The organism is Pseudogracilibacillus sp. ICA-222130 (assembly GCF_037892545.1).
GTDB lineage: Bacteria > Bacillota > Bacilli > Bacillales > Amphibacillaceae > Pseudogracilibacillus.
In genome coordinates this window covers 1-19,795 of the sequence record NZ_JBBKBG010000039.1, presented here as the reverse complement: position 1 = coordinate 19,795, position 19,795 = coordinate 1, and the positions used below count along the sequence as shown (strand labels likewise).

At 36.1% G+C, this 19,795-nt stretch carries 21 protein-coding genes and 1 riboswitch; of the genes, 18 read left to right on the top strand and 3 right to left on the bottom strand.

The annotated features are described in order from the left end of the window. Positions 1-291: 291 nt before the first annotated feature. The 15 genes from WKT09_RS12265 (at position 292) to WKT09_RS12195 (ending at position 14,163) form a co-directional block, all read left to right on the top strand. Positions 292-813: a hypothetical protein gene (locus tag WKT09_RS12265; protein WP_340416299.1), complete on the top strand. Its 522-nt coding sequence runs from the start codon at positions 292-294 to the stop codon at positions 811-813. Positions 814-1,275: 462 nt separating this feature from the next. Then, positions 1,276-2,667, top strand: coding sequence for an adenosylmethionine--8-amino-7-oxononanoate transaminase (gene bioA, locus WKT09_RS12260; RefSeq protein ID WP_445324032.1), 1,392 nt, complete (start codon positions 1,276-1,278; stop codon positions 2,665-2,667). Positions 2,668-2,690: 23 nt separating this feature from the next. Further along, entirely contained in the window at positions 2,691-3,377 is a 687-nt protein-coding gene (bioD, locus tag WKT09_RS12255) for a dethiobiotin synthase (protein WP_340416297.1), read from the top strand. A gap of 43 nt (positions 3,378-3,420) precedes the next feature. Then, positions 3,421-4,047: a biotin transporter BioY gene (locus tag WKT09_RS12250; protein ID WP_340416296.1), complete on the top strand. Its 627-nt coding sequence runs from the start codon at positions 3,421-3,423 to the stop codon at positions 4,045-4,047. 176 nt (positions 4,048-4,223) lie between these two features. Beyond that, the gene (locus WKT09_RS12245) at positions 4,224-4,577 is read left to right on the top strand and encodes a YxeA family protein (RefSeq protein WP_340416295.1); all 354 of its coding nucleotides are present in this window, start codon (positions 4,224-4,226) and stop codon (positions 4,575-4,577) included. A 50-nt stretch (positions 4,578-4,627) separates the two neighbouring features. Next, a riboswitch (TPP riboswitch) is annotated at positions 4,628-4,733 on the top strand. Positions 4,734-4,830: 97 nt separating this feature from the next. Continuing rightward, a complete protein-coding gene (thiW, locus tag WKT09_RS12240) occupies positions 4,831-5,331 on the top strand; it encodes an energy coupling factor transporter S component ThiW (protein ID WP_340416294.1) in 501 nt (166 codons plus the stop codon). Between the two features lie 158 nt (positions 5,332-5,489). Then, on the top strand, positions 5,490-7,037 hold the full coding sequence (locus WKT09_RS12235) for a PucR family transcriptional regulator (protein WP_340416293.1): 1,548 nt from the start codon (positions 5,490-5,492) through the stop codon (positions 7,035-7,037). A gap of 143 nt (positions 7,038-7,180) precedes the next feature. Then, positions 7,181-7,807 carry an aspartate/glutamate racemase family protein gene (locus WKT09_RS12230; protein ID WP_340416292.1) on the top strand — a complete coding sequence of 209 codons (627 nt, stop codon included), beginning with the start codon at positions 7,181-7,183 and terminating at the stop codon, positions 7,805-7,807. Between the two features lie 14 nt (positions 7,808-7,821). After that, positions 7,822-9,372: an OPT/YSL family transporter gene (locus WKT09_RS12225; RefSeq protein WP_340416291.1), complete on the top strand. Its 1,551-nt coding sequence runs from the start codon at positions 7,822-7,824 to the stop codon at positions 9,370-9,372. 15 nt (positions 9,373-9,387) lie between these two features. Further along, the gene (locus WKT09_RS12220; protein ID WP_340416290.1) at positions 9,388-10,434 is read left to right on the top strand and encodes a DUF917 domain-containing protein; all 1,047 of its coding nucleotides are present in this window, start codon (positions 9,388-9,390) and stop codon (positions 10,432-10,434) included. Between the two features lie 12 nt (positions 10,435-10,446). Continuing rightward, a complete protein-coding gene (locus WKT09_RS12215) occupies positions 10,447-11,385 on the top strand; it encodes a DUF1177 domain-containing protein (protein ID WP_340416289.1) in 939 nt (312 codons plus the stop codon). Further along, positions 11,385-12,044: an AroM family protein gene (locus tag WKT09_RS12210; RefSeq protein WP_340416288.1), complete on the top strand. Its 660-nt coding sequence runs from the start codon at positions 11,385-11,387 to the stop codon at positions 12,042-12,044. Before WKT09_RS12215 ends, WKT09_RS12210 begins: the two co-directional genes overlap by 1 nt. 60 nt (positions 12,045-12,104) lie before the next feature. After that, a complete protein-coding gene (locus tag WKT09_RS12205) occupies positions 12,105-13,019 on the top strand; it encodes an aminopeptidase (protein WP_340416287.1) in 915 nt (304 codons plus the stop codon). Positions 13,020-13,066: 47 nt separating this feature from the next. After that, complete coding sequence (locus WKT09_RS12200) at positions 13,067-13,600, top strand: nitroreductase family protein (protein WP_340416286.1); 534 nt, start codon at positions 13,067-13,069, stop codon at positions 13,598-13,600. Next, complete coding sequence (locus WKT09_RS12195; RefSeq protein WP_340416285.1) at positions 13,597-14,163, top strand: nitroreductase family protein; 567 nt, start codon at positions 13,597-13,599, stop codon at positions 14,161-14,163. Before WKT09_RS12200 ends, WKT09_RS12195 begins: the two co-directional genes overlap by 4 nt. Positions 14,164-14,222: 59 nt before the next feature. Here the strand turns inward: WKT09_RS12195 and WKT09_RS12190 are convergent, their stop codons facing one another. Continuing rightward, positions 14,223-14,531 carry a hypothetical protein gene (locus tag WKT09_RS12190; protein ID WP_340416284.1) on the bottom strand — a complete coding sequence of 103 codons (309 nt, stop codon included), beginning with the start codon at positions 14,529-14,531 and terminating at the stop codon, positions 14,223-14,225. A 177-nt stretch (positions 14,532-14,708) separates the two neighbouring features. On the opposite strand from WKT09_RS12190, the gene WKT09_RS12185 reads away from it, so the two are divergent. After that, complete coding sequence (locus tag WKT09_RS12185; protein WP_340416283.1) at positions 14,709-15,959, top strand: M20 family metallo-hydrolase; 1,251 nt, start codon at positions 14,709-14,711, stop codon at positions 15,957-15,959. A gap of 247 nt (positions 15,960-16,206) precedes the next feature. On the opposite strand, the gene betA is transcribed toward WKT09_RS12185, so the two are convergent. Beyond that, positions 16,207-17,880: a choline dehydrogenase gene (gene betA, locus WKT09_RS12180; protein WP_340416282.1), complete on the bottom strand. Its 1,674-nt coding sequence runs from the start codon at positions 17,878-17,880 to the stop codon at positions 16,207-16,209. Between the two features lie 31 nt (positions 17,881-17,911). Then, a complete protein-coding gene (locus WKT09_RS12175; protein WP_340416281.1) occupies positions 17,912-18,085 on the bottom strand; it encodes a hypothetical protein in 174 nt (57 codons plus the stop codon). A 695-nt stretch (positions 18,086-18,780) separates the two neighbouring features. Between WKT09_RS12175 and cudC the strand changes: the two genes are divergently transcribed. Beyond that, the gene (gene cudC / locus WKT09_RS12170; protein ID WP_340416301.1) at positions 18,781-19,335 is read left to right on the top strand and encodes a choline uptake/conversion transcriptional regulator CudC; all 555 of its coding nucleotides are present in this window, start codon (positions 18,781-18,783) and stop codon (positions 19,333-19,335) included. A gap of 103 nt (positions 19,336-19,438) precedes the next feature. After that, positions 19,439-19,777: an ASCH domain-containing protein gene (locus WKT09_RS12165; RefSeq protein WP_340416280.1), complete on the top strand. Its 339-nt coding sequence runs from the start codon at positions 19,439-19,441 to the stop codon at positions 19,775-19,777. Positions 19,778-19,795: the final 18 nt, after the last annotated feature.

The following is a 19,795-nucleotide window of genomic DNA, read 5'->3' as shown; positions in this document are numbered from 1 at the left end:
TTATTTTCTCGCATCCTTTTTATTACTCATTAATGAAATATAATAAAACTTTATTACTTTATACCGATGCGCATGCTACTCCGAGATAGTTACAGAAGGCAGACCTCTAGGATCACCAATAGGTAAATATGTACCTAACCCAACGGCAGTTATGGGAGTGGCGGGTCATGTTTCATATGTAACCCCAAGAAGCAACGTTAAAAGCACACCAAAATATACCATACCTGGTTAGATTTTACATAATGTTTTATAATAAATAAGAAATCAACTTGTCGAGGAAAGGGTGTTTGTATGCAAAAAAAATTTTCACTATTATTTTTTACTGTTTTTTCTTTATTATTGATTACTGCTTGCGAAAATGAAATGAAAAACCCTGAAATAAATATTGGAGAAAAATTTATAAAAGAATTATACAATATTGATAAACCTAGTATCGATATAGATAATTCAAGCCCTGAAGAATTAATAGAATTCCAAAATAAATTTTCAAGTTATTTTACGAAAGAAGAATTTACAAACTTAGCAAATATAAGATTTTTTCTAATACCACAAGAAGTATCAAACAAACAAAACATTAAAATCTCTGTAGAAGATATTTCATTTATAAAAAATGACAATAATCAAAAAGAAAAAAAAGAAACTGATTTTGATTTTACTTTCACTTTGATACTAAAAAATCAAAATGAAGATAAGATAGATGAGATAGAGATAAACGGACAAATGTCCATCATAGAATCAAATAATAAATTCAAAATTAGTAGATACTATGATGGTGAACCTCTAAAAGATGTACTCTACAAAACATCACCATAAATTAAAACTCCCAATTTCAATACTCACTATCGTTCACTATTTATTACTCAAAAATAATGCGTTTCCTTTTTGAGTAGGGAACCCTTAGCGACAAAATCATGTTTGTGATATCGTTTTCTTGCAAGAAATAATACAGTGCAAATCCCTTATTTATTATTCCTTGCCAGGGATAAAATATCACAAACTGTCGCCCCTACTAAAAAAGACTACACTTATTTTTTCCGTCATAAACCGTTCGTTCGTGCTATCATAAAGTGTTTTTTTATAGATTATTTATAAAATTCATCGATATTTATGCGCCTTTATTGTCAACCTGTATTATTAATGGTTGACAGTTGAGGTTTGTTTCCTCTATGATTACGTATATGGAAAGGAGGAGGTAGAAGATAAATAGGAGTATGAACGAGCAGTTCCTAAGTAATTTTACAAACGATAATAGACATGACTTTAGAAAAAATATTTATGGACGGAGGGATTACAATGTCAACACATGATGAATTAATAGAAAAGAGTAAAGAATACCTTTGGTTACCTTTTACGCAAATGAAAGATTATGAGCAAGATCCATTAGTAATTGAAAGTGGAGAGGGCGTAATGTTGAAAGATACAGAAGGAAATTCATACTATGATGGGTTTTCCTCTGTTTGGTTAAATGTGCATGGACATAGAAAAAAAGAACTCGATGATGCGATACGTACGCAATTAGAAAAAATTGCTCATTCTACATTGCTTGGAATGACGAATCGACCGGCGACAGAGTTAGCGGAGCGGTTAATTAATATAACACCAGAAGGACTTACACGTGTTTTTTATTCCGATAGTGGTGCTACATCCGTTGAAATTGCATTGAAGATGGCATATCAATATTGGAAAAACAAAAATATAGAAGGAAAAGATAAATTTATTACGATGAAAAATGGGTATCACGGTGATACGATTGGTGCTGTTAGTGTCGGTGCAGTAGATACGTTTCATCGAATCTATGAAAAACTAATGTTTGAAAGTTTTCATGTTCCTTTTCCATATGTATATCGCCATCCTAGTGGGGATCCAGACATTTGTAAGGAAGAGTGTTTAAAAGAATTAAAAAAGACGTTAGAAAATCATCATCATGAAATTGCTGCTTTAACAATCGAGGCAATGATGCAAGGAGCGGCAGGGATGATTTTAATGCCAGAAGGATTTTTAACAGAAGTTCGTAAATTATGTACGGAATATAACGTATTACTCATAGTTGATGAGGTTGCTACAGGATTTGGTCGAACGGGAGAAATGTTTGCTTGTGATCATGAAGGGGTTGTTCCGGATATTATGACAGTTGGCAAAGGGTTAACAGGAGGGTATTTACCTATTGCCGCAACGATTTCAACGGAGGAAATATATGAAGCATTTTACGATGATTACATTCATATGAAGACGTTATTTCATGGTCATTCATATACTGGAAACCAATTAGGATGTGCTGTAGCATTAGCAAACTTAGACTTATTTGAACAGGAAAATATAATGGAACAAGTGCAACAGAAATCCAGTTTTATTGAAGCGGAATTAACTTCACTATATGAATTGGATCATGTTGGAGATATTAGACAGCTCGGATTCATGGTCGGTATTGAGTTAGTACAAGAAAAAGAAACAAAAAAACCTTTCCCATGGGAAGAACGTGTCGGATATGCGGTGTCATTGGAAATGCGACGCCTTGGGATGTTAACTAGACCTTTAGGAGATAACATCGTATTTATGCCGCCTCTTTCTAGTTCTGAAGAAGAAATTCGGGAAATGATTCGCATTATAAAAGAAGCGATTCAAAATGTCACAACGAAACGAGAAGTTACAGCAGGTTCGACGAAATAACAAGAAGAGCGAGGAGCAGTTGGATGGAACGGAAAGGTTTATTTATTACAGGAACAGATACAGACGTCGGGAAGACTTTTGTCGGTGGCGGTATGGCAGCTGTATTGAAAAAGCATGGAAAAGATGTTGGCGTATTTAAACCAATGTTGAGTGGAGAAAGTCGAGAAAATCCTACAAGCGATACAGCTATCTTGAAAACGATGTCAGGAGATCGTAATACGTTTGAACAAATTACTCCTTTTCAATTTGCAGAACCGTTAGCACCATATGTTGCAGCGAAAAGAGCAGGAAAACAGATATCTTTGGCTCAGGTGGTGCAAGCATGGGAAAACATAAAAGAAACACATGAATATTTTATTGTAGAAGGTGCAGGAGGACTTGGGGTCCCTTTAGGGAAAGACTATTTAGTTGCAGATGTTGCGAAGAAGATTGGATTTCCCATATTAATTGTTGCACGGACAGGGCTTGGAACGGTAAATCATGTTTGGTTAACGGTAAAAGTAGCCCAAAGTATGGGGCTGGATATTGCAGGTATTATCTTAAACGGGGCAGAAGAACAGGGGATAGCAGAACAAACGAATCCAGCATTAATTGAAGAGATGACAAATATGCCTGTGCTGGCAGTATTACCGGAATTTACAACATCTAATCTTACGTATATTGTAGAAAAGATGGAAGAACGAATCCCTTTTAATCTTTTCATTAAATAATAGGGAAACTAATGTTAATTTTTATAGTAAAAGGAGGATATCATTGAAAAGGAATAAACAAATTCGTGTCATTGATATTACTTTAATCGGAATGTTTGTCGCCTTAATGAGTATCGGGGCAAATATTACTGCTTGGGCACCATTTTTACAAATAGGTGGTGTTCCTATTACATTGCAAACATTTTTTTGTTTTTTAGCAGGTGCTTTACTTGGCAGTCGTCGTGGAGCGCTTGCGATGGTGGTATACCTTTTCGTTGGATTAATCGGCGTTCCTGTTTTTGCTGGATTTAAAGGCGGATTAGGCGCGGTATTAAGTCCGACATTTGGGTTTATTATTTCTTTTATTTTCACTGCATATGTTACGGGGAAAGTCATTGAAACGAGGGAACAACCTACTTTAATTACGTTCATATTGGCTTCTCTGGTTGGTCTTTTGTTTAATTATATGATCGGAACAAATTATATGTATCTCGCTTTATCCTTTTTTATGGATGCACAGGAAAGTGTTACTTATATTGGAACGTGGCTAATAATGCTAGTATACTTGCCGGTTGATTTATTAACGATTGTCGCTGCTGCTTTGTTTGCACCTAGACTGTATAGAGTTTTACATAAGTCGACAATGATCACACCTTCTAGTAGCGTACAAGAAGACCGTTTAGGAAGTTAAATGAAATTATGTTCAATGTTCCTATATCTCGTGCATGAAGTAATGTCCGTATGCGAACATTTCCATCCAACCTTACAATATTGTAAGCCTGCAATGTTCATTCGTAAGGAAAATCGATGTTACAATACGGAGTTTCATCTTATACTAAATATGTAGAATAAAGTGGGACGAAAAGGATGAGAAAAATGAAACGTTTATTAACGATAGGCATGATGATATTGGTCGTTGGATGGTTATCAGCTTGTACACCCGTTATTCAAACTATCGGTGCAGATGCGTATTATGTCCAAGTTCAAGGTGAAGGCGATAGTTACGAGGAACAAGGGAATGTGCGTTATGAATATAATTTAGAAGGTTACGATGAAAATGGAGATAATTTATTATTATCTTTTACAGCGAATCACTTATTAAAAGAAAATGCTTATTTGAAAATTTTCTATAAAAAAGAGGAAGTGATCACATATGAAGAAATAGAAAAAGCAGCTATTCCAGAAAAAGCAGTGGAACAATTAGAGGCAGGGAAAGAATAAGAAGCCCTTTACAATATTGAATAGTATGGTAGTATGAAATGGAAAAGTCCATATTTCACTAGGGGAGCTATTGGATGGCTGAGAGGAACGGGTTTGTTCTGACCCTTTGGACCCGATCTAGGTAATACTAGCGTGGGGAAGTGTTGGCCATCAAGACATTTATACTGATACTGCAAAATAGAAGGCTACATTCCGACGTCGGGGTGTGGCCTTTTTTAACGTTATTTTATTGTAAAAGGAGGTGTAGGAGAAGATGAATCGTACACGAATTATGACAACTATGGCTGTTTTTGTTGCAATAGGTATTATCGGTTCACAGTTTTTATGGTTCCCAGCAGGTTTTGCTAAGGCGTATCCTGTCCAACATGCTGTGAATGTTGTTGCAGGGATTTTACTCGGTCCTGGACCAGCTGTGATCATTGCGTTTATCATTGGGTTGATTCGAAATATGCTAGGATTAGGGTCGATTTTAGCTTTTCCTGGTGGGATGATTGGGGCATTTTTTGCAGGTTATTTATACAAAAAATGGAACCGACATGGTGCGGCAGTGATCGGTGAAGTCATCGGGACAGGTATTTTAGGATCATTTGCATCGATTCCTTTAGCAACATTATTTATGGGGACATCGTTTGGAATATTTTTCTTCTTGCCGTCATTTTTAGTAAGCAGTGTTTCAGGTGCTTTGATTGGTTGGTTTATCGTCGTTCGTTTGCAACAAAGTGGACATGCAAAAGCAGTTATGGAAAACAAATAATTTTTCAAATATATTCACTATCAAGACGGGATGGTCAAATTAAAAAGTCTCTTCCCAATACCATTTAGTATTCATCTTAGGAAAAATACTTATATAATTATAGTATAGATAGCAAAATGATGATACCGACGACAAACATATCAAGGGTGTGTACGAAAATGATGGTTCATGAAGTGATGCAAATTATAAAAAAGTTTGAAGCTGAGGTAAAGTACGGGAAGAAAGGTTTAAATAAAAAGGTGAAATATATTGAAGTGATGGAAATTCCACATGTAGATAAGTGGGATGTAACAGGGACACTGATTTTAACTAGTTTTTATGCGATTAAAGATGATGAACAAGCCCAAATAAATATAGTGAAATCATTCATTGAATTGAAGGCAAGTGGACTCATTATAAAGCTAGGTAGGTTTATTGATGAAATTCCTCCATCCATTGTTCAATTGGCGGAGGAACATCATTTTCCTATTATTACATTACCAAAAGATGTCCCTTATATCGACATTTTGACGCCACTATATGCAAAATTACAACAATCAACAGATGATCGATTGATCGAAGAAATTGAAGGGAAATCTTATGAAAACGTCACGACGATCTTACAAGATATTTATAAATCATTTGGGTTAATTATGTATATAGAAAACATGAACGGTGAGTTGTTATATTGTGCGCATAAATTAAAAAGTGATAAATGGAGAAATGATTTCACCCTATTTTCTCTCCCATCCTATGAACAGACAGAGATGTATGTCCAAAAATTTAATACCGAATTTGAAACGTACGAAAAACATGCTTGTATATATTCAGAGGCATTAAAAAGAATGGTTGTCACTCTTTTTGCGAAAGGGAAGAAATATGGACTTCTCCATATTGTATATGAAAGAAATAAACAAAAAGAATTGTTAATGGACACCGAGATTTTCCGATTAGTAGATAAAATTCATATTACAATGATGGCTGAAATGGTTAGTTTACAAATGCAAAAAGGGGAATTTATAGAAAGATGGAACAATCTAGAGGAAGAAAAGGATCTAAAAATGGTCATCCATTTAGACCGATTAAATATAACAGAAACGCTTGGATATCATACCTTTTTGCGAAAATCGTTAATTTTGCTTTCCCATATAGAAAATATGATGAAACATTTAACCGAAGTGAAAGATTATATTGTGATAGAAAGAAACGAAAATGTGTTTGTACTCGTTTGGTTAAATCATCATGAGCCGACGTCTATTGAACTGAAACGACAATGGAAAAAGCAACAACCTCAAACATTATTAGAGAATGTAACGATAGGGATAAGTTATCCTTTTATCGATACGATGTCTATGATAGAAAAAGTTGATAATACAGCAAAAGTTATTGAAATTGGGAAAGACTTAGGGTTACGTTCAACAGTATATGACCAAAGTGAATTAGGTATTTCCTCTATTTTATTAAATTTGCGAAAAGATCCACATGTGAATGATTTTGTTCATTATATGATGCTTCCACTTCAACAAATGGAAACAGATTTGATTGAAACATTAAAAGTTTATTTAGCTGAAAATTGCAATGCTTCAAGAACAGCGAAAGTAATGTATTTAAATAGAAGAACAATCACATATCGTTTAAAACGAATTCGGGAAATAATGAATATAGATTTAAATGATGCAAAAACAATCTTTTCACTTCAGTTTAGTTTTTATATGATGAATGATTGAGATTGCTCACAGTGAGAAAAAGGAGGGCTTTGCCTTCCTTTTTTTACGCTCATTTTGCGTATATACATAATAATCTGAATATATTATATTTAGAGAAAGATTCGAAAAGTCGCATTAGATAAGAGGGGAAAGGAGTGACATAGATGTTAGGAATCATCCGTGTATTAACGAGTGAAGGGAAAATTTTGTCAGAACATGGAGAGTTAATGCGTAATTTTTTATCGATAGATAGTGAAACGAAATGTATCATGGATCAACCGACAGGAATTTATAATGCTCAGACAGAGCAGGAAGCTATTCCAAAAATTGTTGAGCTGGCGAGAGAGATGGAAAAAGGCGGGAAATATAAAGCATTAACAATTAGTTGTGCGGCAGACCCGGCTTTGCAGGAAGTAAAACAAGCTGTATCAATTCCGGTATATGGTGCGGGGGCAGTAGGAGCGAATATATCGAAGACATTGGGAGATAATGTAGGAGTCATCGGAATTACAGAGGAAGCTCCACCAAACATCTTAAAAATATTAGGGAATCATTTTTATTCATATCATTATGAACCAACATTACGAAATACGGTTTCATTATTTTCGGATGATGCAAAAAATAAGTTAGTCGTATTGATGAATCGCATGAAGAAAGAAGGAGCAGATGTTATTTTATTTGCTTGTACAGGCTTCTCTACCATTCATTTAAAACAATTTGCAAAAGATCGAGTCACAATACCGATGGTGGATTTAGTCGAAGCTCAAGCGGTTGCTTATAAGCTTCAATAATAGGAGGAATTACAGTGAAAAATAAGAGAACTTTTGATCTATCATTTATTTTATTTTCGGCTATCGTAGCCATACTTGGTGCGATTATTGGAATGCAGTTAATAACAACATTAGGAATCACACCAAATACATCCATTATTGGTGCATTAATTGCAATGTTAGTAGCTAGAATTCCTTTGCAAATGTTTTATAAATATAAAACATTAGAAAATCAAAACTTAATTCAAACGACTATTTCGGCAGCTACTTTTGGTGCGGCAAATAGTTTATTAATCCCAATTGGGTTACCGTTTGTATTAGGAATGCCAGATTTAATTATACCGATGTTGATTGGTGCGGGGATTGCATTATGTGTCGATGTATTTATTTTATATCGTGTTTTCGACTCAAAATTATTTAGTGCCAATGAAATTTGGGCGCCGGGTGTTGCAACGGCAGAGGCATTAAAGGCAGGAGACGAAGGTGGACAAAAAGCGAAGTTTTTAGGATTAGGTATTTTTGGGGGACTTCTTGGATCACATTTCGGTATTTCCATGTCAGCTTTCGGGGTTGCCTTTATTGGAAATATCGTTGCGTTAACAATGTTTGGTATTGGGTTATTATTACGCGCATATTCTGTACCATTATTCAATGTAGATTTAGATGCATTATATGTTCCACATGGAATGATGATTGGTGCAGGGATGATTGCGTTAATTCAGTTTATTGTCATCTTACGTAAACCGAAAAATAAGGATGATAAAACGATAAATTCTAGAACAGATAAAGACGTTAAAAATGGTTTTGCGTTAGGATATTTATTTTATGTTTTAGGTGCGATAGTTGTTGCAGCGCTTGCTGGTTTATATGAGGAGATGCCAGTATACCAATTAATTTTATTCATATTGTTTGCCGCAGCGGCAGCATTAGTAAGTGAAATTATCGTTGGGATTGCTGCGATGCACTCTGGATGGTTCCCGGCATTTGCAGTTACATTAATATCTTTATTAGTTGGTATGCTACTTGGTTTTCCACCGATTGCTTTAGCGATGTTAACAGGTTACACAGCTGCAACCGGTCCAGCTTTTGCGGACCTCGGATATGACTTTAAAACGGGTGCAATTTTACGTTCTGGAAAATCTGTCGAAGAGGAATTATTCGGAAGAAGATTACAATTAAAAAGTGCTGCAATCGGATTCGGGGTTGCGATCGGAATGGTTACATTATTCCATGATAGTTTTTTCCAACAAGATTTAGTCCCTCCAGTGAACCATGTGTATGCAGCAACGATTGAATCAGGTTTATCCGGAAATGTAGGTTTAATGCTGTTATTATGGGCGATTCCTGGTGCACTCATCCAATTAATTGGTGGTTCCAAACGTCAAATGGGAATTATGTTGGCGACAGGTTTATTAATTGTCAATCCATTAGCAGGCTGGGCTGTAATCGTCGGGATTATTATTCGATTAATTATTTTACGTGTTGGTGGAGAGTCAGCTGAAAGTGCAATGTACACAACTGCTGCTGGTTTTATCGCTGGGGATGCATTGTATAGCTTCTTTACATCATTATGGAAAGCAAGATAGAAAGAGGGAATATAGATGGCTAGAAAATTAACGAAAGAAGATGGCATTCATGCTATTTATGGTGGTTGTATTTTAGGTGGTGGGGGTGGTGGCATCATCAAGGAAGGTTTAAACAAACTTGATGAGGCTTTCAAATTAGGAACCCCAGTGCTAAAAACGGTAGATGAATTTGCGGATGAGGATGTAGTTGTTTGTGTTTCATTAGTTGGAGCACCATCTGCTAAGGATATGTTTTTAAGTGAGGAACAAACGATTGATGCAGTAAAAAGAATGCAGGCAGAACTAGATGCTCCTGTTGCTGCGATTATGACGAATGAAAATGGTGCAGCAACGACGATAAATGGTTGGCTACAAGCTGCTGCCTTAGGATTACCCATTTTGGATGCACCGTCGAATGGACGAGCCCATCCAACAGGGTCAATGGGTTCAATGAATTTATCTGAAGATAAAAGTTACCGATCGATTCAAGCATTTGCAGGTGGTAAAAACGAAAATGCTTTAGAAGGAGTTGTAACTGGTTCATTAGGGAATGTTTCGGATACGATGCGTGAATTGTCTGTAAAAGCTGGTGGATTAGTTGGGGTTTGTCGTAATCCCGTATCCATAAAGTATGTAAAAGAAAATGCGTCAGCCGGTGCCATTACTCAAGCAATCGAATTAGGAGAAGTATTGTTAAATGCTAAAGAAGGAAAAGAAAGAATAGAAGCGGCAGTAAATTATTTAGAAGGTAGCATCTTATATGAAGGAAAAGTAACATCATTTACATTGAAAAAAGAAGGTGGATTTGACGTCGGGTTCGTATATGTGGGTGATCTAGAATTAACATTTTGGAATGAATATATGACAGCTGAAATAAACGATGAACGACATGGTACTTTTCCAGATTTAATTATGACATTTGACACAAACACAGGTCTCCCAGTTGTTAGTGCCGAAATAGAAGAAGGCCAAGATGTGGCAGTAATTGTTGTACCAAAGGAAAAATTAATTTTAAGTACGACGATGTGTAATGAAAAATTATTACGAGTGATAGAACCAATTATTCAAAAGAAAATTTTATGAGGTGAAAAACAAATGGCATTAAAACAAGTATTAGAAGTATTAGATATAGTAGATAATCCAAGTGTAGAAGGAAAGACAGTACAAGCTTTATTTGAGTCTTACACATATGCTTCATGCAGTGTCGAACGTGTACATGGGGAAAAAGGTTATACAGATTTTGTGAAAATTTTAATTAAAGGAACAAAAGGAAAAGCTGACGGTGGCAATGCGCCTACATTAGGTGTAATTGGTCGCTTAGGCGGGATTGGAGCAAGACCAACAAGAATTGGATTTGTTTCTGATGGAGATGGTGCAGCTGCGGCTTTAGCGACAGCATTAAAATTAGCTGAAATGAGTGAGCGTGGGGACCGTCTAGAAGGGGATGTATATGTTACAACTCATATATGCCCAGATGCCCCAACTTTACCACATGATCCGGTAGAATTTATGGATTCACCTGTAGACATTTTAACGATGAATAAGTATGAAGTGTTAGAAGAAATGGAAGCTATTATTTCTATTGATACGACAAAAGGAAATAGAGTATTTAATCATCGCGGTATTTGTTTATCGCAAACAGTAAAAGACGGCTATATTTTAAAATTCTCGGATGATTTAGTTCGTATAAAAGAAGTGACAACAGGAGAATTAGCGCAAACGTTTGCTGTATCGATTCAAGATATTACTCCTTATGGAAATGGCTTATATCATATTAACAGTATTTTACAACCTTCTGTCGCAACGAGTGCACCTGTGGTTGGATTGGCAATTACGACTAAAACAGTTGTACCAGGAAGCGGAACAGGAGCGAGCCATGAAGTAGATATTGCCCAGGCTGTTAGATTTAGTATTGAAGTTGCGAAAGATTATGGGCGATCAAAAATTTCTTTTTATGATGAAGAAGAATTTGACCGTATTCAAGCATTATACGGCTCGATGAAACATATTCAAACATTAGGGAAGCAAAACTAATGAAAAAAGTTGGTGTGCTAACAATTGGTCAGTCGCCTAGAACAGATGTGGCTCCAATTATTCAATCGGTCTTAGGTGAATCTGTCGAAATGATTCAAAGAGGTGCTTTAGATAGCTTGTCAGATAGTGAAATTAAAGCATTATGGCCGAATGAAGGAGACACTACGTATATTTCTCGTTTACGTAATGGACAATCTACTAAAATTAAGAAAGAGGCGTTATTACCATTATTACAACGAGAATTAAATCAGTTAGAAGAGGAAGTATCGGTCGTTTTATTATTATGTACTGGTGATTTTCCTACGATTCAATCTAAAAAATTATTATTATTTCCAGATAAAATTTTAGTCAACGTGTTGAATGCCGTGTTAAGAGAAGGGAAGTTAGGATTGATCGTTCCATTAAAAGAACAAAAAGATCAATTGATGGAAAAATGGCATGAAATAAGTGTGCCGATCGTTGCAGAGGCGGCATCACCATATGAAGAAAGTGATATAGAATCTGCAGCAAATTCGTTGAAAGAGCAAGGTGCTACAGTAATTGTGCTTGATTGTATGGGATATGATGAATCACATAAGGAAAGAGCAATGCAAGCGACGAATCTTCCAATCGTTTTATCTATTTCTCTGGCGGCATCTGTTTTAAAGGAATACATTTAATTGAAAAATGAGGCGAAGGACAAAAATTGCCTCATTTTTTTCATATGGGAGGGCATTAATATGAGTGATATAAAAGAAGTTGTTCAAAAAATAATGGAAGTAAATTTTAAATTTGATACGGATGTAAGTGTGTTAGTCGTGACAGATATGTCTACGAAAGATTTAGGGTCAGCATTTCACCAAGCTTTACATGAATTAGGTTGGGAAACTTATATTCATGTGATGGAGGACCGAAATAAATCAGGAGAAGAACCTGATGCTCATATTGCAAAGGAAATGTTAAATCATGGCATTGTTTTTTGTTTAACGAAACATTCATTAACACATACTGTCGCTCGCCGACATGCGAGTGAACAAGGAATAAGTGTTATTACGATGCCAGGAATTAACGAAGATATTTTTTTACATGGAGCGATTAATGCAGATTATGATCGAGTCGAGCAAGAAACGAATGAAATTGTCGCATTATTATCTGCACATGAAAAAGTGACGATTAAATCAGGTAATGGGTTAACGTTACGTATACCTATTGGTGAGCGAAAAGGGGTGCCAAGTACAGGTGTCTTCCATAAGAAAGGTGACTCAGGTAATTTACCGTCTGGTGAAGCATATATTGCGCCATTAGAAGGGGAGGCGGAAGGAGAAATTGAAATTAATGGATCTATCGCTGGAATTGGGCTCGTTCATGAACCAGTTATTTTAAACATTGCAGCAGGTCGTTTAGTACATGCATCAGGGGAAGCAGGGAAACAGTTAATGGATATTTTAGGCGAAGGGGATGGAAGATTGCTTGCTGAGCTTGGAATAGGAACAAACCATGCTGCAAGGGTAACTGGTAATATTTTAGAAGACGAAAAGGCGAAAGATACTATTCATGTTGCGTTTGGCTCTAACCATACTTTTGGTGGGGTTATTAAAACAGATGTGCATATCGATTGTGTTACTAAATCACCTGGCGTTATTTGGGAATCATAAAACGAAGGGATGTGGTTTCAATCGAAGCTTCACATGTATTGAATCAAATGAAACGAATTCAAAATGTGCGAACGTATGACGATAAAAAATTAGAAGCAAAAGATGAGAAGATGTTGTATGAAGCTTTTTTAGCTGGACCAAGTTCCATTAGTAACCAAGCGAGAGAGATCATTGTCGTAGAAGATAGTACGTTGAGAAAGAAGCTCGCAAATGACCTCTTAAGTCCTTACATGGTGAAAGAATCTATTCCGCAAAAGTGGATAGAAGATGTGCCGTTTTTATCCGTTATTGTTATTGAAAAAAGACGAGCAATGTCAAGAATAGGTTCTAAAGGCATATTAATCGCACAAAAGGAAGCGGAAAGTGCGATTCAAAATATGCGATTGTTAGCGACTTGTTTACAAATAAATTCAGCCATTATTCGGGAGTTTGAACCAGAAACGATTAGGAAAACGTTGTTGTTACCATGGTATGTTGAACCTGTCGCAATGCTCGCATGTGGATATGCATTAGGAGAAGCACCAATGCAATTAAAAAGTTTGTCGATGGAAAATATGATTCATAAGGATAGATGGTCATGAAAAAAATCGAAGCGATATATAAACGATCGAGTGTAAGACAATTTCAAGATATTCCTATTTCTGATGAACAGTTGTATAGCATTATAGAGGCTGGCACATTAGCACCTTCAAGTGGTAATATGCAACCTTGGGAGTTTATTGTGATAAAGGAACCGTCTTATAAAGAAAAAGTGGTTTCATGTACATTCAGTGGCTTTTATGCAGGTACTTCAAACTATCAGCAATGGATTAAATCAGCACCAGTCATTTTAATTATTTGTGCGAATACAAAAAGAACAGCAGCAAGGTATGGTAACTTAGGATATAAATGGGTACCTTTAGATGTTGCCAATGCGGTCCAAAATATGATTTTGACGATGACACAAAATGGAATAAGTTGTTGTTGGGTTGGTGGGATTGATGAAAATAAAATCAGCGAATCCTTTTGTTTGCCCGAATATGTTCAGCCAATTGGTTTATTACCTTTAGGATATGCAACAGAAGCGGGACAAATGAAATATAAAATGCCACCAGAATTTGTCACTCATTCTCATCGATACAATGAACCTTATTTTACAAGTTAACTTACTTTTTATTAGAAAATAGTACCGGGTTTGATATGTGTGATTGTAAGGGATAGTGGTTAATTCTGTGTAGTTTGGGGTATTCCTGTTTTTCTTACAGATATATGATGTAATTCCGCAAGTTCTCGCATATTTCCCGAATCACTTGCGGATATATGATATAATTCCGCAAGTTCTCGCACATTTCCCGTTCCACTTGCGGATATATGATATAATTCCGCAAGTTCTCGTGGATTTCCCGAATCACTTGCGGATATATGATATAATTCCGCAAGTTTTCGCGGTTTTCCCATTTCACTTGCGGATATGTGATATAATTCCGCAAGTTCCTGTGCATTTCCCATTCCACTTGCGGATATCCGTCGCAACTCTGCACCCCTCCGTTTTGCGTTAATTAGCCCACAAGCGTCAGCGCCAACTGTTCTAGCAATTTAACTTTTCGCCATGGCCCCACAACCCACCGAACGATTTATATGTACGAAAATTCAGAAATATTATATAATGATTGTCTACTGAATGATGTGTGAGGGGTTAGGGGGATTCCGATGGTGAAAATGGAACGTTTTAAAGAGATGTTTCAGCAAATAAATGAATACGGTTATACGGATGATGGCATGAATCGATTGGCTTATACGAAGGAAGAGGCACAGGCATTGCAGTATATAAAACGGCTTTGTGAAGCAGAAGGATTACTATACCGTCAAGATGAGATTGGAAATGTCATAATTCGAAGAGAAGGAATAGATCCATCTTTACCTGTAGTTGCGGTCGGCTCACATATTGACACCGTATATAATGGTGGAATGTATGATGGAACAGTCGGTGTGTTAGCTGGACTGGAAGTGTTATTTGCACTTAATGATGAAAAAGTTAGAACGACGCATCCATTAGAAGTTATTATTTTTGCATGTGAAGAATCAGCTCGCTTTGGTCTAGCAACAGTGGGAAGTAAAGCGATGGTCGGGACGTTAGATCTCGAAGAAGTGACGAGGTTACACGATAAAAATGACCAAACTTTTACAGAGGTAATTGCTCAGAAGGGCTTTTCGCTGGAATATATTTCAATGGCGGAACGAAATGAAGATGAATTGAAGGCATTTCTTGAGTTGCATATTGAACAAGGACCAGTTTTAGAGGAAATGGGGAAAGATATTGGACTTGTCACAGGAATTGCAGCACCGACGAGGTATCATGTGACAATCACTGGACGTCAGTCCCACTCTGGTTCAACTCCGATGCGTTCACGTCAAGATGCATTGCTCGCAGCTTCAGAATTCGCATTATATTTGGAACAACTTGCTCTAGAAGAAGAGGATGCAAAAACGGTCGCGACGGTCGGAACGTGTAAAGTAAAATCTGGTGCGATGAATATTGTACCAGGAGAAGTAAAGCTACACGTTGATATTCGTAGTATTTATATGGAATCAAAAGAACGTCTCATCAAGAAATTATACAACTTCGTTGAACAATTGGAAAAGAAGCGAGGTGTACAGGTATCGTTTAGAAAAATTACAAATGAAACACCGGTATTATTAAATGAAAGGTTACTAGAAATAGCAAAAGCTGGTTGTGATAAACGAAACTTTACATATGAGGAAATGCCAAGTGGAGCAGGGCATGATGCGATGAATATGGCGTTGAAATATCCGACGGGAGTCATTTTCATTCCTTCTAAAGATGGGTTAAGTCATCATCCGGATGAATATACATCATTTAAACAAATCGAAAAGGGAATACATCTATTAAAAGATATATTATGTGAACTTGCTATATTTCCCGAGTTATACAAATTGTAAAGTACATTTTTCATTCAGTAATCGATATGAAAAATTATGATAATATATAAAAAAATATATACTAAAGTATATGCACATATCTTCTATAAATTATAATGATAAAAGGCCGTATACATATAATGTATAACGATTATGTACTATAGTTATCGTACACCGCTTCGAAGCTAGAGGACGTACTGGCTTAAGTAGGAGTAAAGAACTCTAACTTGGGCCAGTACCGTATACACTCTAGAGGGCATTCTATTATTTACTGTGTCACTTTTTCAGCTTTTGATTCGTGTTTGTAGTAATCGTAATGTAAAGGATCTAATGGCTTACGTCCTAAAATTAAGTCGGCAGCTTTTTCTGCTAACATAATAATCGGTGCGTGAATATTTCCATTCGTTACATATGGCATAGCAGAAGCATCGACTACACACACGTTATCCAATCCATGTACTTTCATCGTGTTCGGATCCACAACAGCCATCGGATCTGAAACATCTCCCATTTTTGTTGTACCACAAGGGTGTAAGGCTGTTTCTGCATCATTACGTACCCACTCTAAAATTTCCTCATCTGTTTGTACACTTGGTCCTGGTGAAATTTCCCCCTTATTAAACGGTGCTAATGATGCTTGTGATGTTATTTCACGTGTTCTTCTAATTGCCTCTACCCACTCTCTGCGGTCTTGGTCTGTAGATAAGTAGTTGTAAATCATACTAGGATGTTCCGCTGGGTCTGTTGATTTAATTTTAATCGATCCACGTGCATCTGAATACATCGGCCCAACATGTACTTGGAAACCGTGTTTTACATCTGCTTTTTGGCCATCATACCGAACTGCAAGAGGCAAGAAATGATACATTAAGTTAGGATATTTTACATCATCGTTCGAACGAATAAAACCTCCACCTTCAAAATGACTACTTGCGACAGGGCCAGTACGGTTTAAAATCCATTGTAATCCGATGAAAGGCATTTTAAGTTTGTTTAAGCTAGGCATTTCTGAAACTGGTTGTGGACACTCATATTGAATATACACTTCTAAATGGTCTTGTAAATTTTCACCAACACCAGGTAAATGGATCACTGGCTTAATACCTAATGACTTTAAGTGTTCCGCCTCCCCAACTCCTGATAATTGTAAAATTTGCGGTGTATTAATTGCCCCACCTGCAAGAATTATTTCATGTCCATATACCTTTTTCATTTTGTTTCCACGTCGATAAGATACACCCGTTGCCTTTGTACCTTCAAAATTAATTTTCGTGACAAAAGCTAATGTTTCAATATCTAGGTTTTCACGATTTTTTGCAGGATCTAAATAAGCATGGGACGTTGATAGCCTTTTACCTTTATAAATATGACGATCAAAAGGTCCAAATCCTTCTTGTTGATAACTATTTACGTCGTCTGTACGTAAATGTCCTGCTTCTTCTGCTGCTTTGAAAAATGCATTAAATAGTGGGTTTGTTGCTGGACCTCTCGTTAATTTAATCGGTCCACTTTGACCACGGTATTTGTCTCCTGGTGAGTCAATCGCATGTTCTAATTTTTTAAAGTAAGGAAGTACGTGTGCATAATCCCAACCTTCCATCCCTTTGTCTGCACCCCAACGTTCATAGTCCATTGGGTTTCCACGTTGATAAATCATACCATTAATGGAACTAGAACCACCGAGCACTTTCCCACGTGCATGTGCAATTCTTCTTCCGTTCATATGTGGTTCTGGATCAGACTTATATCCCCAGTCATATAACGGATTTCCTGATGGAAACATTAATGCTGCCGGCATTTGAATGAATGGATCCCATGGATAATCGCTTCGACCTGCTTCTAAAATTAATACACTTTTCGTGCCATCTTCACTTAGTCGATTTCCTAAAACAGAACCAGCACTTCCACCACCGACAACGATAAAGTCATAATGTTTTTTCATTGTATTCCCTCCAAATACGTATCGATTGATTTTATTTATATAAATCTTGATTCATTTTCCAATCTGTTATGACATTTTTAAATTCTACTAATTTATCTATAGAATCTTCGTTAAATGTATTGGCAACAGATTTTCGTGCACGTGGCGAAAAGATAAATAAAGATAAGATAGCGATAAGTCCGCCTAGCATAATATTTCTTTTCATGAAATCACTCCTTTACTCTTTTTTAATTGTTAACATGGTGCGTCCAATAGACATGTTTCACCCAATATAGAAGCATGCTCTACACTAAATGCTGTCTATGTTGCACGTACTTTCGTCATGTAAATGTAGCAAACGTCGTTAAGTTTGTTAAGAAAAAATTTAATATTAAGAACAAATTAAAACTACCATTTTCATATATAAAAGTCAAAGAGAATCTATAAAACGTTTCCTTTCGTATTAGAAAATAAAAACCTATAGGACAATGATTTAATAAAAATGGGACAAATAAATAACAATTTACAAACGATAACGTCTTTATTATCACTTTAGCTCCGTAAAGCTCTGAAAAAAGTGGGAAAACGAGGGAAGGAAAAGGCAACTTGACATACAGATTAGTCTTAGCTAGTGTAAATATATAACATTTATTTAATTAAATTTATATTTAATATTAGAAATAAAATTTTGGTGTAGGTTAGGATAAAATCATGGCAGTTTATTCGTGAACAGATCCATGACGAAGGAAATATAAAAATAATTCTAAGTAGCAATGTTTTTTTACAAGTGTTGGATGTTCGATAAAGGTTCATATAACACTTTTTTATCGAATCAATTATACATGGTATAATTTGAGAAAGTATAGTTGCTATGAAAAATATTTCATAAGGATTGTAAAGAAAAGGGGTATTTTTTTGAAGATGAATGATGAGCAAGCATTGGAAAAGTTAGAAAATGCAAAGCATCAAGTAATAGATGCTATCGCCGAAACAATGGATTTATATGCTGTGCCACCTGCTGCGGGTAGATTATATGCGATTATGCAATTTGAAGAACAAATGAATTTAGATGAAATGCAAGAGGTCATGGGTATGAGTAAGCCTAGTATGAGTACAAGCGTACGGAAGTTGCAAGAAATTGATATGATGAAAAAGACATTCCAACGTGGGTCAAGAAAGCATTCATATATTGCTGAAAAGAACTATTTTAATACATTTATTAGTTATTTTTGTCATATGTGGGATCGGGAGGCAAAAATGAATTTAACTGCGATAAGAGAAGCGGAATTTGAATTAGACCAAATTTTTGAAGAAGGGGAAGTATCAGAAGAAACTCTAGCAAAAACGCGGGAGTTATATACACAAATAGAAGCTTCGAAAAAATATTACCGTTGGCTAGAACGTTTATCTGCATCGGTTCGCTCAAGAGAAATTTTTAAATATGTGCCACATGAATTAGAGGATACAGAGAATTGAAATTTCTGTTCGAGGCCGGTCGGAATAGGAACTAATATAAAGACATATGGAAATGTTTATGGAAATGGCTAACAGGTAATTGTATATACTAGGAGGGATTCTCTTGGTATATGAAAACAAGCGAGATTGGCCAGAAAAGTGTCCAATTGAAAAACTTATTTCCATAGAAGAGGATATGGACAAATTAATTGAAGGAAAAAAGGTTTCCATTAGACGGAATGACCGTTATGCAGATGTTGGCGATACAATTATATTGAAAGGACATCTGTTTGAAGTGGAGGATGTGTATCCTCAATTTTTAAAAAATATGAGCGAGAAAAATGCTCGCGAAGAAGGATTTGAAAGTATCGAGTCATATAAAACAGCATTGACAAGCATTCACGATGACGCTGTTTGGAATCCAGAACAACTTGTCTGGGCTCATTATTTAAAAGAAAAATAACAAAAGGCGTAAACTTTC

Excerpts from the sequence above, each read along its gene's own strand:
- WKT09_RS12195 (WP_340416285.1), top strand. The coding sequence starts at position 13,597 with ATGAAAAAAATCGAAGCGATATATAAACGATCGAGTGTAAGACAATTT.
- thiW (WP_340416294.1), top strand. The coding sequence starts at position 4,831 with ATGAATCGTACACGAATTATGACAACTATGGCTGTTTTTGTTGCAATA.
- WKT09_RS12210 (WP_340416288.1), top strand. The coding sequence starts at position 11,385 with ATGAAAAAAGTTGGTGTGCTAACAATTGGTCAGTCGCCTAGAACAGAT.
- betA (WP_340416282.1), bottom strand. The coding sequence starts at position 17,880 with ATGAAAAAACATTATGACTTTATCGTTGTCGGTGGTGGAAGTGCTGGT.
- WKT09_RS12220 (WP_340416290.1), top strand. The coding sequence starts at position 9,388 with ATGGCTAGAAAATTAACGAAAGAAGATGGCATTCATGCTATTTATGGT.
- WKT09_RS12200 (WP_340416286.1), top strand. The coding sequence starts at position 13,067 with ATGAAACGAATTCAAAATGTGCGAACGTATGACGATAAAAAATTAGAA.
- WKT09_RS12185 (WP_340416283.1), top strand. The coding sequence starts at position 14,709 with ATGGTGAAAATGGAACGTTTTAAAGAGATGTTTCAGCAAATAAATGAA.
- WKT09_RS12175 (WP_340416281.1), bottom strand. The coding sequence starts at position 18,085 with ATGAAAAGAAATATTATGCTAGGCGGACTTATCGCTATCTTATCTTTA.
- WKT09_RS12235 (WP_340416293.1), top strand. The coding sequence starts at position 5,490 with ATGATGGTTCATGAAGTGATGCAAATTATAAAAAAGTTTGAAGCTGAG.
- bioD (WP_340416297.1), top strand. The coding sequence starts at position 2,691 with ATGGAACGGAAAGGTTTATTTATTACAGGAACAGATACAGACGTCGGG.
- cudC (WP_340416301.1), top strand. The coding sequence starts at position 18,781 with ATGAATGATGAGCAAGCATTGGAAAAGTTAGAAAATGCAAAGCATCAA.
- WKT09_RS12230 (WP_340416292.1), top strand. The coding sequence starts at position 7,181 with ATGTTAGGAATCATCCGTGTATTAACGAGTGAAGGGAAAATTTTGTCA.
- WKT09_RS12265 (WP_340416299.1), top strand. The coding sequence starts at position 292 with ATGCAAAAAAAATTTTCACTATTATTTTTTACTGTTTTTTCTTTATTA.
- WKT09_RS12245 (WP_340416295.1), top strand. The coding sequence starts at position 4,224 with ATGAGAAAAATGAAACGTTTATTAACGATAGGCATGATGATATTGGTC.
- WKT09_RS12215 (WP_340416289.1), top strand. The coding sequence starts at position 10,447 with ATGGCATTAAAACAAGTATTAGAAGTATTAGATATAGTAGATAATCCA.
- WKT09_RS12205 (WP_340416287.1), top strand. The coding sequence starts at position 12,105 with ATGAGTGATATAAAAGAAGTTGTTCAAAAAATAATGGAAGTAAATTTT.
- bioA (WP_445324032.1), top strand. The coding sequence starts at position 1,276 with ATGGACGGAGGGATTACAATGTCAACACATGATGAATTAATAGAAAAG.